Here is an 8,253-nt window from a genome sequence, read left to right on the forward strand (position 1 = left end):
ATATTATTGATATACATTAAATATTATAAAATGAACATCCCTAAACATATAATCCCAAGAGATAACTATACATCCAAAATTAAACCTTTTATAAATACCTCATTAATAAAAGTATTAACGGGTCAAAGACGCGTTGGAAAATCTTACCTCCTTTACCAGTTAATCAATCTTATATCTGAACAGAACGACAAAAGCAATATCATATTTATTAATCTTGAAGATTTGGCATTTGACTTCATCAAGAATGCAAATGATTTAAATGATTATGTGACTCAGCATTTATCATCAACAGAACGCAATTATTTATTTATTGATGAAATCCAAGACATAGAAGACTTTGAAAAAGCTTTACGTTCGCTAGCTTTAAATGAGAACCTTGATATTTATATTACAGGTAGTAATGCTAAAATGCTTTCTGGCGAATTAGCAAGCACATTAAGTGGCAGGTATATAGAATTTAATATTTATAGTTTATCCTATCCTGAATTTTTGACATTTCATTCCCTTGATGATGCCGACGAAAGTTTAGGAATGTATATGAAATACGGTGGGCTCCCCTACATTACAAATCTCCCTCTTAATGACGATGTCATATTTGAATACCTCAAAAATATATACAGCACTATTATATATCGAGATGTTGTAAGCCGTTACAATTTAAGAAATACTCATTTTCTTGAGGTTTAGTTATATTTCTGGCAGATAATGTTGGCAGCCTCTTTTCTGCGAAAAAGATTAGTGACTTTTTAAAATCTCAAAAGGTCAATATTTCCTCACAACAAATTCAGAATTACATCAAATACCTATCCAGTGCTTTTATTATTCTACCAGCCCGGCGCTATGACATTATCGGTAAAAGGATTTTTGAAATTGGTGAAAAATATTTCTTTGAAAATATCGGAATTCGTAATGCCATTATAGGCTATAAAGCTAATGATATTGGCAAAATCCTAGAGAACATAGTTTATAATCATCTATTGTTTTGTGGGTTTTCGGTAAAAATTGGGGTATTGAACGCACAGGAGGTTGATTTTATTTGCGAAAGAAAAAATGAAAAAATGTATGTACAAGTTAGCTATCTGTTAAGTAATGAAAACACTATTCAAAGAGAGTTTGGTAACCTTCTAAAAATTTCTGACAACCACTCTAAAATGGTAGTTTCGATGGATAAGTTTGCTGGTGAGGGCTACGATGGAATAAAGCATATCTATATTAGAGATTTTCTAAAGACCATGCTTTAGTTAAGCAAGATTTCAGAACACCGTAAAAGATGAACTAATTATACCAATCAACAGTTGAAACTGTCATTTCATAAAACTAAAAAAGCTCATAAATCTTACGATCTATGAGCTTTTTTGTCGGGGTACCAGGATTCGAACCTGGGACCCCCTGGTCCCAAACCAGGTGCGCTAACCGGACTGCGCTACACCCCGAATAATACTATCCATAATTTCAATTCATTTTTCAAATAAAAAGAGCTAAGTCAAACAAAGCTCTTTCTATAGTCGGGGTACCAGGATTCGAACCTGGGACCCCCTGGTCCCAAACCAGGTGCGCTAACCGGACTGCGCTACACCCCGAATAATGAATTTCAACTTAAATGCGGAGGGAGGGGGATTCGAACCCCCGGTACGGTTGCCCGTACGTCAGTTTAGCAAACTGGTGGTTTCAGCCACTCACCCATCTCTCCTTTTTTCCTTAACTTTTTAAGGGCAACAATCGCATCAAGCTCCTCTATCCTACACCCCCTTTGCAATTGCGTTTGCAAAAGTAAGAAATAGTATCATAACTCCAAACACTTTTCTGAAAAATTAGACACTTTTTCTCACTCAATTTTCGACAAGCTTTTTAACTGTTTAAAAGTCAAAAAAAAAGCTCCCTTCGGAGCTTTTAATTTTTAACTATCTTTTTTTGGAGGTTTTGTTCCTGGTTTCGAAATTGAATCGCGCATGGCGGTATCTGCTTCAATATTTTTATACTTCAGATAATCCATTACACCTAAATTTCCCGAACGGAATGCTTCTGCCAATGCCTTTGGCACCTCTGCTTCTGCTTCAATAACTTTTGCACGAGCTTCCTGTGCTTTTGCCTTCATCTCTTGCTCAACAGCTACAGCCATCGCTCTACGTTCCTCAGCTTTCGCCTGAGCAATGTTCTTGTCAGCATCAGCCTGATCAATTTGTAATCCTGCTCCAATGTTTTTACCTATATCAATATCAGCAATATCAATTGATAAAATCTCAAAAGCCGTTCCAGCATCCAAGCCTTTCTCCAATACTACTTTAGAAATTGAATCAGGGTTTTCAAGCACTGCCTTATGCGAAATTGACGAACCAATAGAAGATACAATACCCTCTCCTACTCTTGCTAATACAGTTTCTTCACCAGCACCACCAACTAATTGTTTGATACTTGCACGAACAGTCACACGCGCTTTAGCAATTAACTGAATACCATCTTTGGCAACAGCTGCTACAGGTGGCGTGTCAATCACCTTGGGATTAACCGACATCTGAACAGCCTCAAACACATCGCGACCAGCTAAATCAATAGCTGTAGCTGTTTGAAAATTCAAATCAATATTTGCTTTAGCAGCCGAAACAAGAGCATGCACCACACTTTCGATGTGACCTCCTGCCAAATAATGCGCTTCTAACTCATCACGCTTAATTTCGGCTAAACCAGCTTTTGTGGCTTCAATCAATGCCCGGACAATAACACCTGGAGGCACCTTACGAATACGCATTAATACCAACTGCAATAATGAAATACGCACACCTGACACTAAGGCTGAAAACCAAAGTAAAATAGGTACATAATACAAAAAAAGAAAAGAGACAACTATAATTGCCGCTATCAAAAATATGGGGGCTAAACCAGCCATAGAGATTAATTTTTAGGTTTTACAATAACGTATGTTTTATGAACTTTTTCAACAAGAACTTCTGTATTTTCATCAACAAAATGACCAGGACATCTTCCTTCAATCAATTCGTTGTTAACATTTACTTTTCCCACAGGATTTAATCGAGTAACTGTTACACCTGCATCTCCAACATGAATATTTTCTTCCTCAACCGTTTCAACCTTACCATCAATACTAGAATGCAGCATAAGGCGATTCCATGTTTTTGAACGAAACGACATCACCAACATAATTACGCCAAATAACAATGTAGCAGCTAGTGCCATATTGCCATAGGTAGCACCATACGATGAGTAGGTTAAATATACCCCTCCGGCTGTAAATAGAAATCCACCTATTCCGGCAACCGTAACTCCAGGAAACACAAAAAACTCCAAGGCTATTAAAAATAATCCGAGTAATACTATAAGAACAATGACCAAAACTGACATAACTATTTAATCAAGGGTTACTGATAACTTCTTCTCCAGAAGCTGTGCTTTTATAGGCAATAATTCATCAAATGAACCAATTTTTATCTGGCATTCTCCATTGTAATGTGTAAGAAATGCGCATTGCTCAGCCTGAATTGCATCATGCTCACAAATTTCACACAACACATCAATAACATGGTCAAAAGAATTTACATCATCATTATGAAGGGTCAGCTTACGTCTTTCCTTATCACTGTCTTCCTGATTATGCTCTTCGCTTCGTTTACTAAATGAAACCATTTTTATTAAAGTTTCTCTAAATTAAGTTGTTTTTTTTGTGAAAAACTAATCTATTAGTGGGTTTCACTCCCGATAATCGCAAATAAAATAATACTAAGATTCTCGACATAAAATCAAATAGCAAAACACAAACCCATGCCAATCGTGCGTATTATTTCTTTAAATCATTTGTCAGGTTGATCTGCTTTCCTTCTTTAAAAACGACAACAAAAGCACCATTAAAACCAGCCTCCCTAACTTTAGCCAATTCTTTGGCAGCCGCACTATAAGTTGGATAACTTCCTGAAAAATATTTTGTCAACTCTTTTCCCGCAATAGGAACTTTACTTATGGTTGGGATTTTACTTAATGCATCAGCATTTGGCTCATTCCTGAAAACACCAATCTGAATACGATACTCATGTTGATCCTTCTTCAACTCTTTTTCAACAACTTCTATTACCGGTGCAACAGCAGCTACTTCAGTTTTAGTATTCCCATGAAGCTCTTGATAGGTCTTCTGAGCTTTACCCGCATCTTTCGACTCTCCGTTAGCATCAGATAAAACACTTCCCTCTCTTAAAAGGTCAACATACGAAAACAAAGCTCCTTCCTGCTCCTGCACACCTGAGCGCTTAAGTGCCCCGGCTTTTTCGAAACGTTCAATATCGAAGCCCAACATTGGATTGGTCATTTCCTTGGCCTGACGAAAATAACCATTAGCAGCTGATTGCGGCACCTCTAAAAATGTGAAATCCTTAGTTGGCTGACTAGCGCTTACTCCTGTTATTTTTGAACGATATATACGGTACTTTTCATCAAGCGAACTATGATATACCTTAAGAGCAGTTAACTTCAACTCCTTCGATTTCTCAATCATACCGGCAGCAATCGTTTGCTCTTCCTCAATCGTATCACGTTTTTTGAAAGGCGAAGAAACAACAGGCACCACTTGCGATGGTTGATTGGATGCATTTTCCAATAACTGCGATGATTCTAAAGTTAAAATATTACCCCAAATATAAAGTGAATCAGCTTGCTTAAGTTTCTGTATCTCATCTTCAGAAAATAAAGCTGCGTACATCAATTCCAACTCATCTAAACGGCGTTTAAACTCTTCATCGGTATAAAAGGTATATTCTTCAGGTATCAACACTTCAGCCAAGGCCGAACTTGACTTATCCTTCACCTTCACCTGACTTGGCGCTGTATATCTACCTTGACGAACCAATTCTTTTATCCGAGTAACTTCAACAATTCGCGCATTATTAAAACTTTGCTCAATTTTTCCGTCCAATCCATAAACTTGTTTCTCAAGGGATAAAATATCGTTCACCAACATGGCTCGCTCTGTTTCTGATTTAGTTCGTGCATATCGCTCACGCTTACCGGTCATTAACATTGAGAGACTATCTTTTTGCAGGCTTAACTGTTGCCCAGACACAAATAATGCTTTTGCCTCATCGCTTTTAAAATGCGACAACTCACTATACACAAGGGTATCAGCTACCATGTACGAAAATGTACCTCTTTTGCTGCCTCCTTTACTTTTCGAACGAGCCTTTCCATTGGCACCCGTGTTTTTTACACTTTCTTCTGACAACTCAAGAGCAGCAATGGCCTTGACTTCATTCATATCTGAAACGAGGTTTTTAACAACAGAATCATCCCATTTCAGTTCATATACCATCACTAAACTATCATTAGTTTCACGATTAGAAGCAAAATAGGCAATGGATTTAAACTCATCACTTACAAACAGGTAATCATCCTTTGGAGAATTAAAGGGAATGCCCATATTTACAGGCTCAGAAAATGATTTACTTTGTGCATCGTAAACGGTCTTATAAATATCGTAACCACCAATACCTCCTTCGCGATTTGACGAAAAAAACAAGGTAGAACCATCGATTTGCAAGAACGGATGAATATCATCGGCATCGGAATTAATAGAAGACAAGGCCTTACTGTCTCCCCATCCATCCAGCAATTTTTCCATTTTATAAAGGTCACCATTCTTAGACAATTCATCTTTCATTGAAAAATAAACCTCATCACCTCTTTCTGTCAGATATAAAATCCCCTCAGGATCAACACCAGCTTCAAAGAAATCCTTATTTCGAGTCACCTGACCAACATCGGCAACAGGATGGTAATAATCTAAAAGATCAGCGATTGCTAATGTGTCTCTTGCATACACATCCAAGTGATAAACCTTACTTGAATATCGGCGACCAACTTCGCATTGCAATTTATACAGCTCAGCCCTTTCATTTCGAATATCAGATGTGCTTGCATACTTCAAGAAACGCGTATACTGAACAATAGCCTCATCAAACGAATAACTCAATTGATAAGCTCTACCCAAATAATAATACGCATCGCGACTGACGCCTTTTACTGCTGCATACTTCAATCGCTTTACGGCTTCTGAAATATTCCTATTAAGCTGCAATAAACAAATGCCATAATAATAATTGTACTTAGCTTCTCTATCGTATTTACCTAGCAGATATGAATACGCCTTTTCAGCTTCAACGTAATCTTTACTGCGAAATATTTCAAGTGCTTGTTTCGAAGAATAAGTTGTTTGCGCCTCAAGGGACATTGAAAACAACAACATTATTAATAAACCCAAGAATCCTTTTCTAATCAACATATCTTCCTAATCTTTTCGTATCTATGAATTGGCAGCCCAAAATTAAGCATTCGCAACGAAATACACCGCCAATAGGCAATTTAATATCTTTCTACGCACAGCAACTTACCATAAACTTAATAGCTCCAAAGCTTAAACACAAATTTTTATATAAACACTCATTCGTTTTATACCCATTCATTTTACTCAACAAAGGATAAAAGCATTGTGCACAAGCGCTAACAAGACAGCTAAGCCTACTGAAACATTGACTGTTAATAACTTTTGAACCATGTCCTCCATTAATCGTTGTTTATTTAAATATATTTGTAACAATTAATAAAAAGTATATGTCAGTATTAAAAGAAGGTGATAAGGCTCCTGTTTTTCAAGGTCTGAATCAGGACGAAAAAAACATTAGTCTAAGCGATTATAAGGGACAAAAGGTAATTCTATACTTTTACCCAAAGGATAACACACCTGGATGTACAGCAGAATCGTGCAATCTAAGTGATAACTATGATGAATTGACGAAACAAGGATTTGTAGTAATTGGTGTCAGCCCTGACAGCATCGCATCCCATCAAAAATTCATTGCTAAACACAGTCTGCGTTTTAATCTCATTGCTGACACCGAAAAAATAATACTGGAACAATACAATGCTTGGGGCGAGAAAAAAATGTACGGAAGAACCTACATGGGAGTGCTTCGCAAAACCTTTATTATTGATGAAAATGGTGTTATTATTAAAATATTTGAAAAAGTAAAGACTAAAGACCACACCAATCAAATACTTAGTGAGCTTGCATAAGTACACCTTGACTAAATGAAGAAACAGAAAAATATATAGTACAATGGCAGAAAAAGATAAAAAGGACAACAAAGTAAATCAGGAAAAACTGAAAGCGCTCCAGTTAACGATGGACAAGATTGACAAAACCTATGGCAAGGGTACTATCATGAAAATGGATGACAATTCAGTTCAAGATATCCCGGTTATCCCGACAGGTTCAATTGCTTTAAACTTAGCACTTGGTGTTGGTGGTCTTCCACGCGGTAGAGTTATAGAAATATACGGCCCTGAATCATCTGGTAAAACAACCTTAGCTATCCATGCCATTGCTGAAGCTCAAAAACAAGGTGGAATTGCAGCATTTATTGATGCAGAGCATGCCTTCGATCGCTTCTATGCAGAGAAACTAGGCGTTGATTTGGAAAACCTGTTAATTTCCCAGCCAGATAATGGTGAGCAAGCTTTAGAAATTGCTGATCAATTAATTAGCTCTTCTGCCATTGATATTATCGTTATTGATTCGGTAGCAGCACTTACACCTAAAGCAGAGATTGAAGGAGATATGGGTGATTCCAGAATGGGATTACAAGCTCGCTTAATGTCACAAGCACTTCGTAAACTGACATCTACCATCAACAAAACGAACACCACTTGTATCTTTATCAACCAGTTACGTGAAAAAATTGGAGTGATGTTCGGTAATCCTGAAACAACAACTGGTGGTAACGCACTTAAGTTCTATGCTTCTGTTCGTTTAGACATTCGTCGTGTTACGCAGATTAAAGATGGCGAAAATGTAGTTGGAAGTTTAACTCGCGTGAAAGTTGTGAAAAACAAAGTTGCGCCTCCATTCAAAAAAGCAGAATTTGAAATTCGCTACGGAGAAGGTATCTCAAGGGTTGGCGAGGTTCTTGACCTTGGAGTTAACCTGGAAATAGTCAAGAAGAGCGGTTCGTGGTTTAGCTATGGCGAAACAAAACTTGGCCAAGGACGTGAGGCTGTTAAAGAAGTCATCAAAGATAATCCTGAGTTAGCCGAAGAGCTGGAACAAAAAATAATGGCCGCCATTAATACAAAATAACACAGCTGTTACTGCATAAAAAAAACAATGAGGCTGTCTCAAAAGTCAAAAAAGAATCTTTGAAACTTATAATTTGTAACTAACTTCAATATTTGTTACCCCTAAATCCCCTGAAGGGGACT

General features: G+C 37.2%; 8 protein-coding genes, 3 tRNA genes and 1 pseudogene. 5 read left to right on the top strand and 7 right to left on the bottom strand.

Annotated elements, in window-relative coordinates:
* The first annotated feature begins 30 nt into the window (after positions 1-30).
* The 3 genes and pseudogenes from ACRD7B_RS10770 (at position 31) to ACRD7B_RS22850 (ending at position 1,241) form a co-directional block, all read left to right on the top strand.
* A complete protein-coding gene (locus tag ACRD7B_RS10770) occupies positions 31-687 on the top strand; it encodes an ATP-binding protein (RefSeq protein ID WP_430824559.1) in 657 nt (218 codons plus the stop codon).
* A gap of 47 nt (positions 688-734) precedes the next feature.
* Positions 735-872: pseudogene (locus tag ACRD7B_RS22845) on the top strand (ATPase); the annotation flags it as partial.
* 138 nt (positions 873-1,010) lie between these two features.
* Positions 1,011-1,241, top strand: a complete 231-nt coding sequence (locus tag ACRD7B_RS22850) for a hypothetical protein (protein WP_489685654.1) — start codon at positions 1,011-1,013, stop codon at positions 1,239-1,241.
* A gap of 117 nt (positions 1,242-1,358) precedes the next feature.
* Here the strand turns inward: ACRD7B_RS22850 and ACRD7B_RS10780 are convergent.
* The 7 genes from ACRD7B_RS10780 to ACRD7B_RS10810 form a co-directional block, all read right to left on the bottom strand.
* Positions 1,359-1,433, bottom strand: a tRNA-Pro gene (locus ACRD7B_RS10780).
* Positions 1,434-1,505: 72 nt separating this feature from the next.
* Positions 1,506-1,580, bottom strand: a tRNA-Pro gene (locus tag ACRD7B_RS10785).
* Between the two features lie 23 nt (positions 1,581-1,603).
* A tRNA-Ser gene (locus ACRD7B_RS10790) sits at positions 1,604-1,690 on the bottom strand.
* A gap of 207 nt (positions 1,691-1,897) precedes the next feature.
* Positions 1,898-2,884 carry a flotillin-like protein FloA gene (gene floA / locus ACRD7B_RS10795; RefSeq protein WP_430824560.1) on the bottom strand — a complete coding sequence of 329 codons (987 nt, stop codon included), beginning with the start codon at positions 2,882-2,884 and terminating at the stop codon, positions 1,898-1,900.
* A gap of 5 nt (positions 2,885-2,889) precedes the next feature.
* A complete protein-coding gene (locus ACRD7B_RS10800) occupies positions 2,890-3,357 on the bottom strand; it encodes an NfeD family protein (protein WP_430824561.1) in 468 nt (155 codons plus the stop codon).
* Between the two features lie 6 nt (positions 3,358-3,363).
* Complete coding sequence (locus ACRD7B_RS10805; RefSeq protein ID WP_430824562.1) at positions 3,364-3,639, bottom strand: ATP-dependent Clp protease adaptor ClpS; 276 nt, start codon at positions 3,637-3,639, stop codon at positions 3,364-3,366.
* Positions 3,640-3,790: 151 nt separating this feature from the next.
* Positions 3,791-6,277, bottom strand: a complete 2,487-nt coding sequence (locus ACRD7B_RS10810; protein ID WP_430824563.1) for an SPOR domain-containing protein — start codon at positions 6,275-6,277, stop codon at positions 3,791-3,793.
* A gap of 329 nt (positions 6,278-6,606) precedes the next feature.
* On the opposite strand from ACRD7B_RS10810, the gene bcp reads away from it, so the two are divergent.
* The gene (gene bcp, locus ACRD7B_RS10815; RefSeq protein ID WP_430824564.1) at positions 6,607-7,068 is read left to right on the top strand and encodes a thioredoxin-dependent thiol peroxidase; all 462 of its coding nucleotides are present in this window, start codon (positions 6,607-6,609) and stop codon (positions 7,066-7,068) included.
* A gap of 43 nt (positions 7,069-7,111) precedes the next feature.
* Positions 7,112-8,131 (top strand): recombinase RecA, encoded by a 1,020-nt coding sequence (gene recA, locus ACRD7B_RS10820; RefSeq protein WP_430824565.1) that lies wholly within the window; start codon positions 7,112-7,114, stop codon positions 8,129-8,131.
* Positions 8,132-8,253 lie beyond the last annotated feature (122 nt).

This window comes from Carboxylicivirga fragile (assembly GCF_050589805.1).
GTDB lineage: Bacteria > Bacteroidota > Bacteroidia > Bacteroidales > Marinilabiliaceae > Carboxylicivirga > Carboxylicivirga fragile.